General features: G+C 62.8%; 19 protein-coding genes, 1 tRNA gene and 2 pseudogenes. 6 read left to right on the top strand and 16 right to left on the bottom strand.

Annotated features, from left to right (window positions below):
* Positions 1-11 precede the first annotated feature (11 nt).
* The 13 genes from ALC15_RS33315 to ALC15_RS33255 all read right to left on the bottom strand — a co-directional run bounded on the left by ALC15_RS33315 (position 12) and on the right by ALC15_RS33255 (position 10,584).
* Positions 12-542, bottom strand: a complete 531-nt coding sequence (locus ALC15_RS33315) for an aromatic-ring-hydroxylating dioxygenase subunit beta (RefSeq protein ID WP_244486358.1) — start codon at positions 540-542, stop codon at positions 12-14.
* On the bottom strand, positions 539-1,792 hold the full coding sequence (locus tag ALC15_RS33310) for an aromatic ring-hydroxylating dioxygenase subunit alpha (protein ID WP_050630942.1): 1,254 nt from the start codon (positions 1,790-1,792) through the stop codon (positions 539-541). Before ALC15_RS33310 ends, ALC15_RS33315 begins: the two co-directional genes overlap by 4 nt.
* Before the next feature lie 415 nt (positions 1,793-2,207).
* Positions 2,208-2,651, bottom strand: a complete 444-nt coding sequence (locus tag ALC15_RS33305; protein WP_050630941.1) for a DsrE family protein — start codon at positions 2,649-2,651, stop codon at positions 2,208-2,210.
* Positions 2,652-2,659: 8 nt separating this feature from the next.
* A complete protein-coding gene (locus ALC15_RS33300) occupies positions 2,660-3,565 on the bottom strand; it encodes an alpha/beta hydrolase (RefSeq protein ID WP_050630940.1) in 906 nt (301 codons plus the stop codon).
* 14 nt (positions 3,566-3,579) lie between these two features.
* Complete coding sequence (locus ALC15_RS33295) at positions 3,580-4,014, bottom strand: DsrE family protein (RefSeq protein WP_162240534.1); 435 nt, start codon at positions 4,012-4,014, stop codon at positions 3,580-3,582.
* A 26-nt stretch (positions 4,015-4,040) separates the two neighbouring features.
* Entirely contained in the window at positions 4,041-4,733 is a 693-nt protein-coding gene (locus ALC15_RS33290) for a c-type cytochrome (protein WP_050630939.1), read from the bottom strand.
* On the bottom strand, positions 4,717-5,988 hold the full coding sequence (gene soxC / locus ALC15_RS33285; RefSeq protein ID WP_050630938.1) for a sulfite dehydrogenase: 1,272 nt from the start codon (positions 5,986-5,988) through the stop codon (positions 4,717-4,719). The genes ALC15_RS33290 and soxC overlap by 17 nt, the downstream gene beginning before the upstream one ends.
* Before the next feature lie 6 nt (positions 5,989-5,994).
* A complete protein-coding gene (soxB, locus tag ALC15_RS33280; protein ID WP_050630937.1) occupies positions 5,995-7,686 on the bottom strand; it encodes a thiosulfohydrolase SoxB in 1,692 nt (563 codons plus the stop codon).
* Between the two features lie 27 nt (positions 7,687-7,713).
* Positions 7,714-8,535 carry a sulfur oxidation c-type cytochrome SoxA gene (soxA, locus tag ALC15_RS33275; RefSeq protein ID WP_050630936.1) on the bottom strand — a complete coding sequence of 274 codons (822 nt, stop codon included), beginning with the start codon at positions 8,533-8,535 and terminating at the stop codon, positions 7,714-7,716.
* 29 nt (positions 8,536-8,564) lie between these two features.
* On the bottom strand, positions 8,565-8,891 hold the full coding sequence (gene soxZ / locus ALC15_RS33270) for a thiosulfate oxidation carrier complex protein SoxZ (protein WP_050630935.1): 327 nt from the start codon (positions 8,889-8,891) through the stop codon (positions 8,565-8,567).
* Between the two features lie 18 nt (positions 8,892-8,909).
* Positions 8,910-9,362, bottom strand: a complete 453-nt coding sequence (soxY, locus tag ALC15_RS33265) for a thiosulfate oxidation carrier protein SoxY (RefSeq protein WP_050630934.1) — start codon at positions 9,360-9,362, stop codon at positions 8,910-8,912.
* Between the two features lie 18 nt (positions 9,363-9,380).
* Positions 9,381-9,836, bottom strand: coding sequence for a sulfur oxidation c-type cytochrome SoxX (gene soxX / locus ALC15_RS33260; protein ID WP_050630933.1), 456 nt, complete (start codon positions 9,834-9,836; stop codon positions 9,381-9,383).
* A gap of 127 nt (positions 9,837-9,963) precedes the next feature.
* A complete protein-coding gene (locus ALC15_RS33255) occupies positions 9,964-10,584 on the bottom strand; it encodes a SoxW family protein (protein ID WP_094194254.1) in 621 nt (206 codons plus the stop codon).
* Positions 10,585-10,631: 47 nt separating this feature from the next.
* Between ALC15_RS33255 and ALC15_RS33250 the strand changes: the two genes are divergently transcribed.
* Complete coding sequence (locus ALC15_RS33250; protein WP_050630931.1) at positions 10,632-11,345, top strand: hypothetical protein; 714 nt, start codon at positions 10,632-10,634, stop codon at positions 11,343-11,345.
* 3 nt (positions 11,346-11,348) lie between these two features.
* Here the strand turns inward: ALC15_RS33250 and ALC15_RS33245 are convergent.
* Positions 11,349-12,079: pseudogene (locus tag ALC15_RS33245) on the bottom strand (cytochrome c biogenesis CcdA family protein).
* A gap of 74 nt (positions 12,080-12,153) precedes the next feature.
* On the opposite strand from ALC15_RS33245, the gene ALC15_RS33240 reads away from it, so the two are divergent.
* The 3 genes from ALC15_RS33240 (at position 12,154) to ALC15_RS33230 (ending at position 14,063) form a co-directional block, all read left to right on the top strand.
* Positions 12,154-12,525 (top strand): thioredoxin domain-containing protein, encoded by a 372-nt coding sequence (locus ALC15_RS33240; RefSeq protein WP_094194253.1) that lies wholly within the window; start codon positions 12,154-12,156, stop codon positions 12,523-12,525.
* An 87-nt stretch (positions 12,526-12,612) separates the two neighbouring features.
* Complete coding sequence (locus tag ALC15_RS33235; protein ID WP_094194252.1) at positions 12,613-12,912, top strand: ArsR/SmtB family transcription factor; 300 nt, start codon at positions 12,613-12,615, stop codon at positions 12,910-12,912.
* Positions 12,913-12,983: 71 nt separating this feature from the next.
* A complete protein-coding gene (locus ALC15_RS33230; RefSeq protein WP_050630930.1) occupies positions 12,984-14,063 on the top strand; it encodes a YeeE/YedE family protein in 1,080 nt (359 codons plus the stop codon).
* Positions 14,064-14,385: 322 nt separating this feature from the next.
* Here ALC15_RS33230 and ALC15_RS33225 read toward each other — a convergent pair.
* A tRNA-Gln gene (locus ALC15_RS33225) sits at positions 14,386-14,460 on the bottom strand.
* Between the two features lie 220 nt (positions 14,461-14,680).
* On the opposite strand from ALC15_RS33225, the pseudogene ALC15_RS33220 reads away from it, so the two are divergent.
* Positions 14,681-16,458: pseudogene (locus ALC15_RS33220) on the top strand (acyl-CoA dehydrogenase family protein).
* A 150-nt stretch (positions 16,459-16,608) separates the two neighbouring features.
* On the opposite strand, the gene ALC15_RS33215 reads toward ALC15_RS33220, so the two are convergent.
* Positions 16,609-17,595, bottom strand: a complete 987-nt coding sequence (locus tag ALC15_RS33215) for a LysR family transcriptional regulator (protein ID WP_244486357.1) — start codon at positions 17,593-17,595, stop codon at positions 16,609-16,611.
* A gap of 117 nt (positions 17,596-17,712) precedes the next feature.
* Here ALC15_RS33215 and ALC15_RS33210 point away from each other — a divergent pair, with 117 nt between their 5' ends.
* Positions 17,713-18,117 (top strand): DUF1330 domain-containing protein, encoded by a 405-nt coding sequence (locus ALC15_RS33210; protein ID WP_244486356.1) that lies wholly within the window; start codon positions 17,713-17,715, stop codon positions 18,115-18,117.
* The last annotated feature ends 39 nt before the right edge of the window (positions 18,118-18,156 follow it).

Below are 18,156 nucleotides of genomic sequence, written 5' to 3'. Positions count from 1 at the left end.
GACAATCAACCTCAGACGAGGAAAGAGAGCGTGAAGATCGGCCTGTGGTTGTTGACCAGCGAGACCTTCTTGCGGACCAGCTTGAAGCCATCTGCCGTCATACGCAGGCGATATTCGTTGCGCGCCGCCCACAAGGTCTCGCCGCGCAGATTATCCTCGAAGATGAGGACATTGGCGCGAGCATCGACCTCGTTGCCGGCCTGCTGGATCAACTCGACGTTGGACACGATCCGGGCCAGCTCCGATCGCGGCGTCTGCGTATGATGCCGGCCGGTCTTGAGCTGGTTGATGCGCACGCGGATGCGCGACCGATTATCATAGATGATCGACATCTGAGTTTCGGGATCAGTCGCGCCGTTCGCCGGCACCCAGTAGATCGCATCGTCTGTCCACAATGCTTCCCACTCCTCATAGGCATGCGTGTCCTGCAGTCGCGCTTCCATGAACAGAAACTGTTCGATCCGCTCGAGCAAGTTGCCCTTCCCGTTCCCGGCCGGCTTTGCAGCCGTCAATATCTCCTGCTGGTCCATCGAGAGCCTCACGCCGTCATCAGCCTGGCGTAGTGCCGCCAGATGCCTCGCTGCGGCACCTCGTCGGTCGAATGACCGATGAGGTATCCGTTCTCATCATGGCGCTCGCGATGCAGGCCGCGGCTGAGGGTGAGCCACTCCGGATCGCTGATCAGCGCGCCACGATGGTTGCGCTCGTACATCTCGGTGTCATCGGCGAGCAGGAAGCCGGCCGGCCCGACCGAGCCCATCGTCTGCTGCCGCAGGCGGCGGTTGAAGTCCGGCGCGCCCTTGAACTGCAGGGCGGTGACATGCTGGATCGTTTCGTTGACTGCAAGCGGCTGCAGCACGAACATCTGGATCTCGGCAATGAACAGGTTTGGAAAAATCATGATATGCGGCGAACCATCGATCATGATCTGCCGGGCGCGCTCGGCGCCGTAGCTTGTCTTCATCGCTTTCACATAACCGGGCAAGCGATCTTCCGTCGCGCCGAACCAGGCAAGCGGTTCGCCGAGGCGGCGCCATTCGGGCCTGAGATCGAACTCGGTGTGGCCGTTGCCGAAATCGCGCGTCAACGCGGTCGATTGTGGTCCATAGAGCTTGCCGATGCCGCTGTCGGTGACCTGGAAGACGGAGCTGTGAACGAAACCGGGATGATACCCGTCGGTCTCGTTTTCCAGCATGAATTTCCAATTCGCCTGGGTACGATGCTGCAGAAAACCGGCCGTCAGCTCCAGCTCACCTTCGGGGGAGTTATCGAGAAGCTGATCAATTGAAGCCTTGGCGCCGCCCAGATACTCGTCCAGCGACGGTCCGTCGGTTGCGAGCGAGCCGAACACGAAGCCGCGATAGATGCCGACCCGCGGGACCCTGCCAAGCGAAAACTTGCTTTTGTCGACGCCCTCGTAACCGTCCGCATAGGCAAATCCGGCCAATTCGCCGGTGTTGCTGAAGGTCCAGGCGTGATACGGACAGGTGAAGGTGCTGCGATTGCCTTCGCGATAGGCGCAGAGCTGATTGCCGCGATGCGGACACTTGTTCAGCAGCAGCGTGATCTGCCCGGTTCGATCATGGATCAGAAGCACCGGCATCGGCCCGATCGACTTGGTGACATAGTCGTTCCGGTTCGGCACCTCGCTGATATGTCCGACATAGACCCAGCTCCGATACCAGATGCGCTCGAGCTCCTGCTCGAAAATGGTCTGATCGTAGTAGAGACGGCTGTGAACCCGTGTCGGCTCAATCAGGGCTCGAGTATCGCAGCTTGAAGCAGGTGGCATGGCCTTCACTTATTTAGTCCGATCGTTCGGACTATAAATAGCCAATAGGCTTCCGACGTCAAGCCATAAAATTCCAAACCACGGATCGGCTGACAGGATTTTCCAGGAGGGCCACCGGCAGATGTACGAAATCCCAGGAAGTCAGTTTGGCACAGGAGTCGTGAGCGGCTCAGGTGATACGTCGTGCGGGACACATGGGAGCGCTTCAGCAAATTCCTGCGCAACAAGGATCAGCAGCGCGATCCCAACCGTCAACGCAAGACCGTCGAGATGCAGCACCCGAGGTCAGGAGCCAGACCGCAGGGCGAGAGCCCCCCTTCGCTACGCGAGAATTCAATGGCTGCGGCGCGCAGCCGCACCTTATGAGCCAGATCAAAGCTCCAACGTCGTAGGATACTGGACTGGGGCGGGAGGCTTACGGGCGTAGATAGGCGTATCCCCGCTGCTGCAACTCGGCGAGCCGCACCACGCCGCCCTTCTCGGCCACCACGAAGCCGGGCGTGAGGTCGTCAAGCTTGACGCCCTGCGCCTTCATGGTGTTGGCGCAGGCGTCGAAGCCGACGCCGGCATCGACGAGCTTATTCATCATCGCAACGGTGTGGTCCTCGGCGGCGAGCGCGTGGAAGGCGCGCAGCGCCGGCCCATGCACGACCAGCCTGATGTCGGCCTTGCCGGGTCCGCCGACGCCATCGACGTGGTTCTGGAGGTTACCCAGCACGAAAACGACACGCTCGGCATCGGCGAGGTGATAGACCACGCGCTGTCGCACCGGCATTTCGGTTGCGGCAGCCGCCTCGCGCACAGCGAACGCACCAAATAGTCCAGCAAGGCTCGCGCGAAGTATGGATCGACGCTGCATGGTCCCTCCTATCGTGTCTGCTTGATGAATTCGGCGATCCGATCGGCGACATCTTCCGAGAACAGGTCGCGGAAGAAATGATCGGCGTCCTCAATCCTATCGAGCTGCACCCTGCCACCGCTCGAATCAGCAAGCGGCGCGAAGGAAGCAGTTACATCGGGCACTACCGCATCCCTGGTTGCGGCGATTACGAGGACGGGAACCTTCGTCCGCGCTACGAGCGCCGCGGTGTCCTGACCGACATCAGCGCCATAGAAAGACGCGAACGCGCGCGCCGTCACCACGGCGTTGCGGCAATAGATGAAGCCGGGCACGTCCATCCACTCTCCCCCGCGGCCGGAGGTGACGGCCTTCGTCGCCTGCTCCAGGAACGGCTCGAGCGGCTTGCCATAGGTCCGGCCATAGGAGGCGCGCAGATCGGCCTCGGCCCTTGCGGTTGCCGGCGCCAGCAGCACCGCACCAATCACCGGAGGAGCTTCGCTGGCCGCAAGGTAGCGAGCGACCTGGTTGCCGCCGCGCGAGTGGCCGAAAGTGAACACAAACCGGGCCATGCTCCTGGATTTCGCGACCCACGCAGCGATCTCGGTCACCGCATCAGCAGTGACATAGTCATGCCGCACGGCGCAGTCATACATGCTCCTGCGATGATCGACCCCGAGCGAAAGCGTATGGGCAAGCGAAGCGATGCCGCGCTGCTCGAGCGCTTTCGAAACGCCCTGAATAATCTCCATATCCTTATGCGCGAGCGTGCCGTGGGTCATCACGACGAGTGGCGTGTCCGGCCCCATCGAGGCTGGCGTGCGCAGCGTTGCCAAGGTCGTGCGGCCGTTAACCGATAGTTCGAGCTCCTGCTCGGACGCGCCGGCAGGCCGCGCGAGAAGGAGCAAGACAGCCGCTACCACCAACCATCGCATCGGCGCTTCTCTCCTTACGGCCGGACAATCGTCCAGTTCTTTTCCGCAAGATCCAGCAGCATGGCAACCCCGACCTGGGTGACGCTGATACCGTCGATCAACGGCGGACGCCGGCCTTCCTTCGCCGCCAGCGTCTCCAGCGTATTGCCGCAGGCGATGAAGCTCACATTGGGCATCGATTTCAGGAAGTTCACCAGGCGCTCCTTCACCGGCGAGCGGTCATCGAGCAGCATGTCGAGTCCGCCATTGAAGGCGACCACCACGATATCGACATCCTCGCCCTGCCCCGAATAATGCCGCGAGACGTTGGCCGCAACGTCGAGCACAGCGCGCATCTTGACCGGATCATCGTCGCTGATCTGCAACGCGAGCCTGTGCGGCTCCGCGGCCAGGGATGGTGCGACGAAACTGGTTGCGATGAAGGCCGCAGCGAACAGGCCGCCAACCAATCCACGGCGGCTCGCCAAGCTGCAGCTCACTCCACGCCCCGCGACTTTCTGTCCTTGCCGTCCTCAGGCGTCACATCGATGACCGCGGCGCGCGCGGTGATCTTCACCGGCGCGATGCAATCCTTCATGCAGGGATCCTTCTGCCAGAAGGATTTCTCGCTCGTCGCGCGATCGTCCATTACAAAGCCCTGCTCGTTCGGCATCTTGATCGTCGCGAGGTTCTTATTGGTCAGTTCGAAATTCTGATCAGTGACAACGTCGTTCAGGTACAGGACGTAGGCGACTAGCGCGTAGTATTCGTTGACCGAAAGCGACTCGGCGTTGCCGTAAGGCATCGCATGACGGATATAGTCGAACACGGTCGAGGCGTAAGGCCAGTACGAGCCCACGGTCTTGACCGGGTTGTCGCTAGTCAGCGACTCCTTGCCGCCGGCGAGCACCGGCCAGCGCCCGTTGCCTTCGCCGAATTCGCCATGGCAGGTCGAGCAATTGTCCATGAACAGCTTCTCGCCCTGCGCAACCGTGCCCTTGCCCTCCGGCAGGCCCTGGCCGTCGGGCCGCACGTCGATATCCCAGCCGCGGATCTCGTCCGCGGTCGGCGCGCGGCCGATGTGATAGCGCGGTCCGCCTTTGGCGTCCGCGATCTGTTGCGCGGATGCGGGTGCGGTCAGCACGCAAGCGAGCAACGCGGCTGCGATGAACTTAGGCGACTTCGACATTCTCGACCTCACCATTGGCCTGCACATGCCAGGTCTGGATGCCATTGTTGTGATAGATGGAGTTGACGCCACGGATCTTGCGCAGCTCGGCCTTGCTCGGCTGCACATAGCCGGTCTCGTCCTGCACGCGCGATTGCAGCAGCAGCGGCTCGCCGTTCCAGTCGAACTCGTAGTAGAAGCGCGTCAGCGCCTTGTCGAGCACGGGGCCGTCGAGACGCGCCGGCCACCAGTTGCGGCCGCCGTCGAGCGACACGTCTACGCGCTTGACCTTGCCGTTGCCACTCCAGGCGAGTCCCGAGACGATCGTGAAACCCTTGCCGTGCTTGATCGGCGCCTGTGGACTCGGGCTCGTGATGACCGACTTGGCGTCCATCGACCAAGTGAATCGCCGCGCCTTGCCGTTCGGCAAGAGGTCCGTGTACTTCGACGTCTCCTCGCGCGTGTGCCAGGGCTGATCGCCTACCTTGATGCGGCGCAGCCACTTGACCCAGAGATTGCCCTGCCAGCCCGGCACCACGAGCCGCATCGGATAACCCTGCTCGGGATAGAGCGCCTCACCATTCATCTTGTAGGCGATGATGCAGTCGTCGAGCGCCTTCTCGATTGGCAGGCTGCGATCCATCGCAGCGGCGTCGGCGCCTTCGACCAGGAGCCACTTGCCGTTGGCCTTGAGGCCGGCTTCCTCCAGCAGCGTGCGCAGCGACGCGCCGGTGTACTGCACACAGTGGATCATGCCGTGGGTGAACTGACAGCCGTTAAGTTGCGCGCCGCGCCACTCCATGCCCGAGTTCGCCGCGCATTCCATGAAGTGGATGCGATTGACGCGCGGGTAGCGCCTGAGCTCCTCCAACGTGAGGATCAGCGGACGCTCCACCAGCCCGTGGATGATCAGGCGATGATCGGCCGGATCGATCTCGGCGATGCCGCCGTGATGCCGCTCGAAGCAGAGCCCGTTGGGCGTAATGATGCCCTCGAGCTCATGCAGCGGGGTGAAGCTCACCGAGGACTCGCGCGAGGCGGTCAGCCATTCGACGTCGCGCCGGATGACATCTTTCTCGAACTTCGACGGTTTGCCATAGGGGCGCACGGCGACGCCTTCGCCGAGCGACTTCGTCCACTCGGGGACGTTGGGCGGCTGGTTCGCCGGATTCCCGCCGCCGGCCAGGGCGGGCTTCGCGAGCACCGACGCCGCAACGCCGGCGCCAGCTGCCAGGAAACTGCGTCGGGATTGCCGGGGATTGTCCATCTTCGACATCGCTTCTTACGCTCCGGTGACTTTGACGGCTCTATTGGGTTCGAGGCGAACCGTCTTCTGTCGGGTCAGGTAGTTGCCGACGACCTCCCAGATCGGCGGTCCTTCGGTTCCTTCGTTGACGCTGGCCCAGCCGGCGACCTGATATTCCCGGCCTGGATCGATCGGCGCACCGGTCTTGACCATCCGCATGTCCGAGATGCGGCTGCCCTGCGGCCTGGCGACATCGATCGCGTAAGACAGCCCGCCGATCCGCACCATGTCGCCGCCCTGCTGATAGTAGGGATCGACGTTGAACAGATTGTCGGCGACGTCCTCGATGATCTCCTTCAGCCGTGCGCCCGTCATGCCCATGCGGTACACCGCCGGATAGGTGATCGCCGTCGCATTGGTGACGTCCTCGAAAGTGATGTCCTGTCCGGGCAGCACGCTGGTGCCCCAGCGAAAACCGGGCGACAGCGCGATCTCCGCATCGCGCTCCTGCAGCAGCGCCTGGCAGATCAGATCGTCGAATGTGCCGTTGAAATTACCGCGCCGGTAGAGCAGCGAATCCGTCCTGCCGAGCACCTTGGCGAGGTCTGACGCGAACGGCTTGCGCACCTCGGCGATCTTTGCGGCCATCTCGGCGTCCGCCGTGATCACGTCCGAGAACAACGGAATGAGCTTGTAACGGAACGCCTTCACCTCGCCGTCGCGGACGTCGAGATCGAGCCGTGACACGAACTTTCCGGACGAGCCCGATGCAATCAGAAGAGTCTTGCCCACCTTCACGGCCTCGGGCAGCGCATCATGCGTGTGCCCGGTCAGGATGACGTCGATGCCCTTGACGCGACTTGCGAGTTTGCGATCGACGTCAAAGCCATTGTGGGAAAGCAGAACGACGAGTTGGGCACCACCCTTCCGGACTTTGTCGACCTGCGCCTGGACATCCTCCTCGCGCACGCCAAATGACCAGTTCGGAATCATCCAGCGCGGATTGGCGACCGGCGTATAAGGGAAGGCCTGGCCGAGAACCGCGATCTTGACGCCGCCGCGCTCGATCATGGTCGAAGCGTCGAAAGCGGCTTCGTTCCATTCGGTGTCGCGGATGTTGAGGCCGAGGAACGGGAATCCGAGCCCCTCGATGGCCTGTTTGACGCGCTCGGTGCCGTAGGTGAATTCCCAATGCCCGGTCATGGCGTCGGGCTTGAGCAGCGCCATGCAGTCGATCATGTCCTGGCCGCGCGTCTTCAGCGACGACCACGATCCCTGCCAGGTGTCGCCACCATCGAGCAGCACGACCTTCTCGCCGCGCTCGGCACGGATCGCCTTGATCACGGTCGCGGCTCGATCGAGGCCGCCGATCCTGCCGTAGCTCCTGGCCAGCGCCTCGAAATCCTCGGACGTCAAGGCGTAGGCCGCCGACGAGCCCGGCGCTATGCCGAAGCGGGCAAGAAACTCCTTGCCGGTGATGTGCGGCGGCAGCCCCTTCGCCTCGCCGACCCCGAGATTGGTCGAGGGCTCGCGGAAATAGAGCGGCATCAGCTGGCCGTGAATGTCGGTCACATGCACCAGCGTGACGTTGCCGAGCGGCTCGAAGGCCAGCAATTCCTTCTCGGTCAGGCGTTGCTGGGCAACCGCTCGGCCGAGGCCCGATCCCACACCGCTCGAGAGTGCCGCCGTTGCCGCAGCCACCTGAATGAATTCGCGGCGAGAGATCATGCGCAATGCTCCTGCGTGCTCAACGTGTCAGTTGCGCACCGACGGCGTCTCGACCGGTAACCCGATTCCGCGCCAGGCGACGTAGAGTTCGAGCGCAAGGAATTCGTCCGACAGCGGCTTGAACGGCTCGGCGCGCACGTCGAACATGCAGCCTTCGAAGCGTTCATGCAGCGGCACCAGGCGCTGGTCGCGCAACCGATAGGTCGGGAAACCGTTGGTTTGGCCCTGGCTCAGGAAGTCGGCGCGCATGAACTTGCCGTTGTTGCGCTCGTGGCAGGATTCGCAGGCGAGATCGAGCTGGCCATAGCGCGTGTAATAGATCTGCTTGCCGCGCTCGAACCACGGCGACATCGGGCCATCGGTCTTCACCGTCACCGGCATGCCGTGCGACTGGTATCGTACGAAGGTGGTCATGTCGGTCAGTTCCTGGGATTTGAACTTCCAGGGCTCCGCCTTCATGTGCTCGGTGCGGCAGATGTTGATGCGCTGCTCGAGATTGACCGGCTTCTTCAGCTTGTCGTCCCATTTCGGCATGGTGGCGCCGACGCCCTTCATGCTGGTCTCGGCTTCGCCATGGCAGCTCATGCAGGATTTGCCTTCACTGCCCTCGACCTTCTTCCAGACGTCCGCCGCCCGCTCGACGGCGAGAAAGCCCGGATTTTCTAGATCGTCGTCCTGCAGCGCACGGGTCTCCTTGCTGCGAAACTCGTAGCCGGAGATGATGGTCTTGAAGACGTGGCCGGGCGGCGCCGGGATGCCCTTGCGCTCGGCATCCTGCGCGAGCGCGACCGTCGCAATTGATGCGACGGCCACGATCGCAGCAGCTATCCCAACATGTCGCGGCGCCATTCGAGCCCTCCCTCAATGCGCGATGCGCATCACGCCTTGAGCGCGATCTTCTCTTCAGCCGTGATCACCGTGCCGTCGTCGTCGGTCCAGGAGAACTTGAACGTTCCCGCCTCGTCGATTCTGGCGTCGAACTGGATGTAGGGGTTGGCGGAGATCGCCGGCTCCAGCGCGCAGGAGAACACCGGCTTGCCGTTGAACTCGCAGGCGAACTTGTTGATGATCTTGCGTGGAATGGTCTTGCCCTGCGCATCCTTGCGCTGGCCCGACTCCATGATATGCGAAACCAGGGTCTTGATCTGGACGACCTCGCCCTTGGCCGCTTCCTTTGGAAGCTTGATGCGCGGTTTATCTGCCATCTTTCCTCTCCTGCACCCTTAGCCGCCGCAGCCGCCGATTGTGACCTTCACGATCTTCTGCTCCGCGAACAGCGACCCGTCGCTCATCTTCGCGATCGCAACCACGTTCTGGGTGGTCGCGAGCCGGATCCGGATCGATGCTTCCGCCTTGCCCGACAGTGGCGTGAAGGACAGGGTTGCGACGCCGGCATTCGGGTTGCCGTCCGCGATAATCATGACTTCCTTGACGTAGGAGTCGGCGGTCATCGAACTCTCGATGTTGATCGAGAGCGGCACGGTATTGCCATTCTCCGCGATCTCAGGCAGGTCGAGCGAGATCTTGCCTTTGGCAGGTTGCTTGCCGCCGGTGAATTTCTCGATCCACTTCGCCGCGTCGTTCGTCACCTCCGCGTCGGCTGCCATGGGCATCAAGGTCAGCACGACAAAGCCGCCTCCGAGCGCAAAAGCCTGCCGTCGATTGATGGCTTTCATTCCTGCTCCTTCTCGCCGTCAGTTCAGCGTCTTGAGAAATGCGATGACGTCCTCGACCTGCGCGGCCGTCAGGATGGATTTGCCGACGAATTCCGGGCGCACCCGGCTCAGGCCGTCGTTCTTGAAGAACGCCGGCATGACCGTGTTGGTGAAGATGCGCTTGGGATCGGCAACGATGAGGCGCAACTGCGCCTCGTTGTAGCGGCCGGCCACGCCGTCGAGCGACGGACCGAACTCGCCGTGGAATTCCTCGGATTTCAGGCTGGTGACCTGATGGCAAGCCAGGCAGTTGCCGAGCGTGCGCGTCAAAAACACCTTCTTGCCGGCCCCGGCATTACCGGGCGTGCCAGTCAATGACTTCGGAAGCGAGTCGTTGACGACATCGAGCTTGATCGGCTCCACAGCCGATTGCTGGGCAAGCGCGCCGCCTGCCGACAGACACAGTGCAAACGCAGCCACAAGCGAGCGCCGCATGTTTCCTACCCTCATGACGGGTTACGCCCGCCTTTGATGACGATGGACTAACAATCCATCAAATTCATCTATTACGATATGTTGATGCAATCGAATGCGTCAAGCGAAATTCGCAAGACGCTCTTCGCTATCCATTTGCGGCGAGGAAATCCCGGAACGAGCCACGCTCATAGGCCCGTTCCCGCACGAAGCGAAACATCGCCAGGAAATGCGGCGGCTTGAGATAACCCGGTGCCCGCGCAACTTCGCGTGCGGCCGCTTCCTTCGCTTCGATTCCATCGGACGACTGCGGGAAGAACTGGAACGTCGGGGTGAATCTGATCCCGTATTTCTGCGCGAGGTCCTTCTCGGACAATTCCTCGCGATCGAAATCCGTGACCTTGCGGGAGCCGACCAGATTGAGCTGCAGCACTTCGAAATTGTCGCGGATATATTTCGAGATTCCGGCATCGGCGAAATTCGTCAAGTGGGTCTCGCGGCAGTAGGGGCAGCCGCGCAACTCCCACATGACGGCGAGGCGCTTGCCGTTTGCTGCAGCACTGTCGAGGTCCTCACGCAGATCGAGGAAGCTCTGAAGAAACCACGGCTCGTGGTAGAGCCCGTCTTCTCCGAGCGCAGGCTCTGCCACGGCCGGACCGCAGCCTGCAGCAATGGCAGCGCCCGATGTCAAAACGAGAAAGCTGCGCCTTGTGGGCGCGCTAGAGGTCACCGGGGTTTTGCGCTCAGGAAGATCTTGCGTATCGGTCATTTTTATTATGATATTCAAATACAAGAATATGACAACGGATTTCGATCTTGCGCTGCATCATCGCCCTGCTGACATGGCTGGCTTCGACCGCGCTCGTTCTCGGCGCGGAGGCCGGCAAGCCGCCCGATTTCGCATCCGCAATGGGGACGATCACGGCGAATCTGCGCACCGCGGCGAGCTATGCGCGTACCGGAAACGTTGCACTTGCGCAGATCGAGGCCGACGAGGCGATGGCCGCGTGGAAGCGGGTTGGACCAGCCGGTCCCCTGCCTGCCTACGCGCCGGCCGAAGTGTTGGACTTTCTCAGCCGGGGGCGCGAGCGGCTCACGGCCGTCACCCATGCACTGGACAGCGGAGACACGGTCGGCGCGGGCCGGGAGCTGCTTGCGCTTCGCCACTCCTTTCATGAGTTCAGGCGTCGCTCGGGCCTCTACGATCTCGGCGACTGCGTTTTCGAGATTGCGCCGGCGATGGAAAAGCTGCGTGCTGCAGCCACGCGGTATGGCGAGCATCCGGCGGCTGCGAACGCCGAGGACATCGTCGCCGCGGCAAGCGCATTCCGCGATCGTTTGCAGCGCTGCAACGAATGGGCAAGTCCCGAGATCGCCGAGAAGAGCGAGTTCCGCCGCCTGATTGACGGCGCGATCGCGAGCAGCGGCGAGATCGCGCATGCGGCAATGGCTGGCGACGGGCCGCTCGTGCATCGTTACGTGATCGAGTTGCAGTCCTACGCCCAATTGCTCGATTTCCGCTTCGGCTGAATGTCAGCCGATGCTGGTGAGGCCGGGGAATCGCTCTAGCAACCATTCCGACACCGCCGGCATCAGGCCGCTCAGGAACATCAGGCCGGTCATGACCAGGAAGATGCCCATCGTCTTCTCGACCAGGCCGAGATGCCGCGCGCGCGCCCGAGCAGCGTGATGAAACGACCGGTGAAGGCGGCCGCGATCAGGAAGGGGATGCCGGTGCCGACCGAATAGGCCAACAGCAGCAGCGCCCCTCGCCCCGTCGTGTCCTCCGAACCCGCCATCAGCAGGACCGCGGCGAGAATGGGACCTGCGCAGGGTGTCCAGCCGAACGCGAACGCCAGACCCATGACGAATGCTCCCGCCACGCCGGCCGGCCGGTTGCCGACCTGCACCGTCGCGCTGCGATAGAGCAACGGAATCCTGAGCACACCCAGGAAATGCAGGCCCATCACGATGATCAGCCCCCCGGCGACGATGCCGAGCGTCGACAGATGCGCCGAAATGAACCGCCCCGCGAGCGACGCGGTCGAGCCGAGCGCGACGAAGACCAGCGAAAAACCTGCGACGAACGCCAGTGCCGAGATCAGGACGCGCGGCCGCAGATCAAGCCTGTCTTCGGACAGATCCGTGACCGAAACGCCGGCCATGTAGCAAAGGAAGGGCGGCACCAGGGGCAGGATGCAGGGCGACAGAAACGACAGCAGACCTGCGATAAAGGCCGCGCCAAGCGTGACGTCCAAGGTCATTTGGCCTCATCCATAGCACACATACGAATTTAATGATATAAAGCGTCCAGGAAGTCCAGAGACCCGTCACCCCAATGAAACGAATCCTCGCACAGCTCGCAGTCACTGTCGGGCTCGTGCTGCCCCCGACGGAATCGCGCGCGGCCGAGCTCATCATGTTCGAGCGGCCCGGCTGCGTGTGGTGCGCGCGCTTCGATGCCGAAATCGCACCGATCTATGCCAGGACGGAGGAAAGCCAGGCCGCACCGCTGCGCCGGGTCGACCTGAACAGCCCCCTGCCCGCCGATCTCGCCGGAATCGATCCCGGCGTTTTCACGCCGACCTTCGTCGTGGTAAAGGAAGGCCGCGAGATAGGACGTATTCGCGGCTATCCGGGGGATACCTTCTTCTTCGGCCTGTTGGACCGGATCTTGTCCGACACAGGATCGAAGCCAGGAAGAACGTAACCGCTCTCGAAGACTTTGCTCAGGGGAATTTGACGCGATGACATTGCCGAAGCTGAAGGAGATCGAGGCTCCGCCGAGCTCGAGCAGATGATCGAAAAGGCGCGCGAGGCCAGCGACATGCTCAAGGCGCTGTCGCACGAGTCGCGATTGCTGCTGCTCTGCATCCTCGCCGAGGGCGAGAAATCCGTGACCGAGCTCGAACAGTTCCTGGGCGAGCGGCAGTCGACCGTCTCGCAGCAACTTGCGCGGCTGAGGCTCGACCGGCTGGTGACGACCCGTCGCGACGGTAAAGCGATTTACTACAGTCTCGCCAACGAGGACGTCCGCAAGATACTGACGACCATCTACGACGTGTTCTGTGAGCCGGTCCGCCGACGGCGCCGGTAGTTTTCCGCGCTGGATTTTGGTAACTCCCCGGCGCAGACTGACCGTAACGCAGAACCACATCGTCAGGAGGAATGCTCAATCCGTCGACCATAGCATTCGCATGCGGACTTGCCGCCGGCGCCGTCCTCGGTGTTGCCGGCCGCGCAGGCCGTTTCTGCACGCTCGCGATGCTCGAGGATGCGTTCTTCGGATCGGACTATCGCCGGCTGAAATCCTTTGCACTCGCCGCAGCCGTGGCGCTGCTGGCAACGCAGGCGCTCGCAACATTCGGTGTCGTCGACCTGTCGCGGTCGATCTATCTCACGACATCGATCGGGCTTGGTGGAGCGATCATCGGCGGACTGATGTTCGGCGTCGGCATGGCTCTGGTCGGCACCTGTGGCTTCGGCACACTGGTGCGCGTCGGCGGCGGCGACCTGCGAGCCATCGTGGTCTTTCTCGTGCTCGGCCTGTCGGCGCTCGCGACCATGCGGGGCATCACCGGCATGCTGCGCGTGAGGCTGATCGAGCCGTTGTCGCTGCGCCTCTCCGAAGGCAGTGACCAGACGCTGACATCGCTTTTGGGCGCCGGGAGCACGATGCGTGCAATCCTCGTCGTGTCCATTGCAGGCGCTCTCGCCTTCTGGGCACTCGCAGATGGCAAGGTTATCCGATCGCCACGGCTATTGACGTCCGGGCTTGCAGTCGGTGGCGCGATCGCGTTCGGCTGGTTTGCGACGGGATGGCTCGCGGACGACGAGTTCGACCCCGCCCGCGTCTCCTCGCTCACTTTTGTCGCCCCTCTTGGCGACACCATCCTCTACATCGCCACTTTCTCTGGCGCGCGCCTGAATTTCGGCATCGGCTCCACTGCAGGCGTGGTCGCGGGCTCTTTCGCCGCGGCACTGCTGGCGCACGGCTTCCGATGGGAGGCGTGCGACGATGCTCGCGAATTGAAGCGTCATATGACCGGCGCGCTTCTGATGGGCATCGGTGGGATCATGTCGATGGGGTGCACCATCGGTCAGGGTCTGACCGCGTTCTCGACCCTTGCGGTTTCGGCGCCGGTAACGATGCTGGCTATCGCCTACGGAGCACGACTGGGACTTGAGTTCACGATGACTGGCGAGTGGTTGCCGGCAGTGCGCAAGCTGTTCGGCGCCTCGACCTAGGGGCCCTCTCCCGCCCGCGAGGGCCGGTCGAAGAGCGGGTCAAGCATGTGTCATGAAGCCCGACGACGGCAGGTTGAAATGAGCGCGCAAGACCGGGGAGACCGCTCGGGGCGGCGCCGGCGCCGGCCCGCGCTTTACCCTGCGCGCGCGAAGGGCAGCGCCCCTGAGATCCAATTATGAGAGTGGCGGGCAACTTAGAGGAAGTGAAACCCACATGCTTGCGAACCAAGCGGCAACGGACGTTCAGAATGCGGCTGCTACCGCCATTCAGAGCCGCAGATCGAAAGCAACAAAAATCTCATGGAATATCAATGCGTTAAATTGGCTGGGGCGGGAGGGATCGAACCTCCGAATGGCGGAATCAAAATCCGCTGCCTTACCGCTTGGCTACGCCCCAACGCGCCGATTGAAGGCAACGCCGGTCTATAGGGTGAGTCCCGCCATTTCAACAGGGCGGAGGGCGAAAACGCACGAAACCGGTGGGATGATGAAGCTGCTCTTATCGATGAGCGCCGCTGCGGGGGCCGAAACTGACCGCGCGATGTCCGTTCGGACAGTTGAGAGCCTGCCGGTTTCATGGGATGACAATTCGCAAACGCCTCGTCGGGAGTAACGCCATGACCTACCGTGCGCCGATCAACGATATCCTCTTGTCCCTCAATCACGGTGCGGGGCTTGCGGCCGCCGTCGAGGCCGGCCACTACGGCGATTTCGATGGCGACATCACCGCTGCGGTATTGGAAGAAGCCGCAAATTTGCCTCCGATGTGCTGGCGCCGCTGAACAAGGTCGGCGATGAGCACGGCATCAAGCTCGACAACGGCAAGGTGACCACTGCTCCCGGCTGGCCCGACGCTTACCAGCGCTGGACCGCCGCGGGGTGGAACGCGGTGTCCGGGCCGGAAGCGTTCGGCGGCCAGGGCCTGCCGCTCGCGATCAACGCCGCCTGCACCGAGATCTGGAGCGCATCGAATGTCGCCTTCGGCCTCTGCCCGCTGCTGACGCTGTCCGCGATCGAAGCGCTCGATGCCCATGGCAGCGCCGAGCTGAAGAAGATCTATCTCGAGAAGCTCGTCACCGGCGAATGGACCGGCACGATGCAACTCACCGAGCCCAACGCCGGCTCCGACGTCGGCGCGCTGCGCACCCGCGCCGAACGCGCTGGTGACGGAACCTACCGCATCAAGGGCACCAAGATCTTTATCACCTACGGCGAACACGATATGACCGACAACATCGTGCATTTCGTGCTCGCGCGATTGCCTGATTCCCCTGCCGGTACCAAGGGCATCTCGCTGTTCCTGGTTCCGAAATTCATGGTCAATGCGGACGGCTCGCTCGGCGCGCGCAACGACATCCATGCAAGCGGCGTCGAGCACAAGCTCGGCATGCACGCCTCGCCGACCTGCACCATGACGATGGGCGACAAGGGCGGCGCGATCGGCTTTTTGATCGGCGAGGAAAACGCCGGCATGCGCTGCATGTTCACGATGATGAACCAGGCCCGGCTCGGCGTCGGCCTCGAGGGCGTCGGCATTGCCGATCGTGCCTATCAGCAGGCACTGGCCTATGCGCAGGAGCGCAAGCAGGGCAAGGCGGTCGGCCACAAGGGCGACGGGATGGATCCGATCATCGTGCATCCCGACGTCAAGCGCATGCTGATGCAGATGCGCGGCATGACGGCGGCGGCGCGCACCATCTGCTACGCCACCGCGGTCGCGCTCGACGTCTCGGTGCGCGCCAAGGACGCCAAGGTCCGTTCCGACGCCGCTGCACGCGGCGCGCTGCTGACTCCGATCGCGAAGGCGTTCTCCACCGACATCGGCAACGAGGTCGCCTATCTCGGCGTGCAGATCCATGGCGGCATGGGCTTCATCGAGGAGACCGGCGCCGCGCAGCATTACCGCGATGCCCGCATCACCTCGATCTATGAAGGCACCAACGGCATCCAGTCGATCGACCTCGTCACCCGCAAGCTCGGCGCCAATGGCGGCGCTTCGGTGTGGGCGCTGCTCGACGAGCTCGATGCGACCATCAAGCAGGTAGAGACCTCCAACGATCCGGCATTCGGCACCACAGGCGCCAAGCTGCGCGATGCCCATGCCGCGCTCGAGCGCAGCAGCAAATGGCTGCTCGAGCGGCTCGCCTCCGCGCCGAACGATGCGCTGGCCGGCGCGACGCCCTATCTGCGACTGTTCGGCGCTACGCTCGGCGGCTGCATGCTCGCCGGCGAGGCGCTCGCTGCCAAGGCAAGCGGCGAAGCCGAGCCGCAGCGCTACGTCGCATTGGCACGCTTCTTCGCCGAGAACATCTCCGTGCAGGCGCCGTCGCTGGAGAAGACCGTGACCGAAAGCGCCGAGGCGGTGACCGGCGCGGACGCGGTGCTGGCGGGGTAAGACAACAGATCTCTTCGCTGTCATTGCTGTGTTCGTAGCACAGGCGTTTTCACGAACACGTTGCACCTCATACACTGCCGTCGTCCCTGCAAAAGCAGGGACGACGATGGGATCGTGCTCGATTCAACCTGTCAAACAGCTCGTTCGGTGTCATCGCCCGGCTTGACGGGCGGGGCGCTCCTTGCGCGGAGCCGACCGCTGCTTTTTTGGTGGGGCCGGCTCGGTCGGACGCGTGATCGGAAACGTCTTGCGCATGTGCGCGGCCAGCATTGCACAATAATCAGTGGCGAAACGGGGCAAGGGACGCCGCTTGTCCCAAGAAATGGTCAGCGGCTCTTGCAGCACGCGGCGCCGATGCATGAGACCGACAATTCTTACGTCGTAGCGCCAGCACTGAAGTTGGGAAGGAACGATTGCTATGCCGTGCCCTGCCTCGGCGAGCGCCAGCAAGGTGTGCGGGCTGCGGCTTTCGAACATGATCGTCGGCTTCAGTCCGGACATGCGGCTTGCTGCATCGAAGGCACGGCGAAATCCGAACCCGCTGTCCAGCAGCAGCAACGGAAGCCCGGCGAGGTCGGCGATCTCGATGCTACGACGCGGACCAAGTGGCATCGCGGGATGGCAGGCCGCCAGCAACTGCACAGGTCCAAGTGGAAGGCTGCCGAAGTGCTGGTCGTCCAGCCTGACCGCGTGCAGCAGGTTCTGGCCGAGATGGATTTCTCCGCGTTCGAGCATCGTCAATATTTCGCTGCCGGTGCCCTCCCTGATCCTGATCTCGACCTTGGGATATCGCTCCGCGTATCGGTGGAGAAATGGCGACAACACGCTCTCGATGTGCTGCGGCGACGCGCCGATCCTGAGAACCCCGGTGTCGCCTTGGCGGAGCAGCTGAGCCTGCTCTTTCAGCGAACTGACGCTGCTGAGCAGCAGCCGGCAGCCCGCAATCAACTGCTCGCCTTCACCGGTCAACAGCAGCCGGCGCCCGACGCGATCGAACAGCCGCAGGCCGAGTTCCTGCTCGAGAGCGATGATCTGCCTGGACAAAGCGGGCTGGGCGACGCGCAACCGCACCGCTGCCTTTGAGACCGTGCCGAGTTCGGCCACGGTCACGAACGTGAGGGCCTGTCGAAGGTTCATACCCCTTTATATCATTCGGGCATAAGATTTGAGAGAATATATGCATTGGACATACAGAGTGCGCTGTGGAGAGTCCTCTCAGGCTACGGCTTGCGGCACTGGCATCAGGAGGACCGCATGAATTCGCGATGCAAGATCGGTCTGGTCATGTTGACGTGCACAGCCTTCGGCGCGCTCGGCAACGAAGCGCTCCACGGCGAAGCAAGACAGCCCGCCTATCTGATCGGCCAGATCGACGTGACCGATCCCGATGGTTACGCGAAGGAGTATCTCCCCAAGGCGAGGCAGATCATCAAGGCACATGGCGGGAAGCTGGTTGCGGCCGCGGGCGCGGCGGCAACCGGTTCGCAAGTCGTTGCCGTTGACGGCGATCCGCCGAAGCGCGTCGTCATCTATATGTATCCGAGCATGGAGGCGCTTTGGGCCTGGCGAAACGATCCAGCCTATGTGCAGGTTCGAGCCGTCGGCGAGAAATATGCCAGGTACCGCACATTTGCGGTCGAGGGTTCTGTCCCGAATTAACTCTGATCGCGCCGTCGATCGCGGCGACCGGCAACGCGC

The sequence above is a fragment of the Bradyrhizobium viridifuturi genome, from assembly GCF_001238275.1.
GTDB classification, from domain to species: domain Bacteria; phylum Pseudomonadota; class Alphaproteobacteria; order Rhizobiales; family Xanthobacteraceae; genus Bradyrhizobium; species Bradyrhizobium viridifuturi.
This window is presented reverse-complemented; position numbering and strand designations above follow the sequence as displayed.

Bases quoted from the DNA above. Each gene is read 5' to 3' on its own strand.
- soxY (WP_050630934.1), bottom strand. From the start codon at position 9,362: ATGAAAGCCATCAATCGACGGCAGGCTTTTGCGCTCGGAGGCGGCTTT.
- soxA (WP_050630936.1), bottom strand. From the start codon at position 8,535: ATGGCGCCGCGACATGTTGGGATAGCTGCTGCGATCGTGGCCGTCGCA.
- soxZ (WP_050630935.1), bottom strand. From the start codon at position 8,891: ATGGCAGATAAACCGCGCATCAAGCTTCCAAAGGAAGCGGCCAAGGGC.
- ALC15_RS33255 (WP_094194254.1), bottom strand. From the start codon at position 10,584: ATGACCGATACGCAAGATCTTCCTGAGCGCAAAACCCCGGTGACCTCT.
- ALC15_RS33290 (WP_050630939.1), bottom strand. From the start codon at position 4,733: ATGTCGAAGTCGCCTAAGTTCATCGCAGCCGCGTTGCTCGCTTGCGTG.
- ALC15_RS33310 (WP_050630942.1), bottom strand. From the start codon at position 1,792: ATGCCACCTGCTTCAAGCTGCGATACTCGAGCCCTGATTGAGCCGACA.
- ALC15_RS33305 (WP_050630941.1), bottom strand. From the start codon at position 2,651: ATGCAGCGTCGATCCATACTTCGCGCGAGCCTTGCTGGACTATTTGGT.
- ALC15_RS33210 (WP_244486356.1), top strand. From the start codon at position 17,713: ATGAATTCGCGATGCAAGATCGGTCTGGTCATGTTGACGTGCACAGCC.
- soxX (WP_050630933.1), bottom strand. From the start codon at position 9,836: ATGCGGCGCTCGCTTGTGGCTGCGTTTGCACTGTGTCTGTCGGCAGGC.
- soxB (WP_050630937.1), bottom strand. From the start codon at position 7,686: ATGATCTCTCGCCGCGAATTCATTCAGGTGGCTGCGGCAACGGCGGCA.
- ALC15_RS33240 (WP_094194253.1), top strand. From the start codon at position 12,154: ATGAAACGAATCCTCGCACAGCTCGCAGTCACTGTCGGGCTCGTGCTG.
- ALC15_RS33230 (WP_050630930.1), top strand. From the start codon at position 12,984: ATGCTCAATCCGTCGACCATAGCATTCGCATGCGGACTTGCCGCCGGC.
- ALC15_RS33300 (WP_050630940.1), bottom strand. From the start codon at position 3,565: ATGCGATGGTTGGTGGTAGCGGCTGTCTTGCTCCTTCTCGCGCGGCCT.
- ALC15_RS33235 (WP_094194252.1), top strand. From the start codon at position 12,613: ATGATCGAAAAGGCGCGCGAGGCCAGCGACATGCTCAAGGCGCTGTCG.
- soxC (WP_050630938.1), bottom strand. From the start codon at position 5,988: ATGTCGAAGATGGACAATCCCCGGCAATCCCGACGCAGTTTCCTGGCA.
- ALC15_RS33215 (WP_244486357.1), bottom strand. From the start codon at position 17,595: ATGAACCTTCGACAGGCCCTCACGTTCGTGACCGTGGCCGAACTCGGC.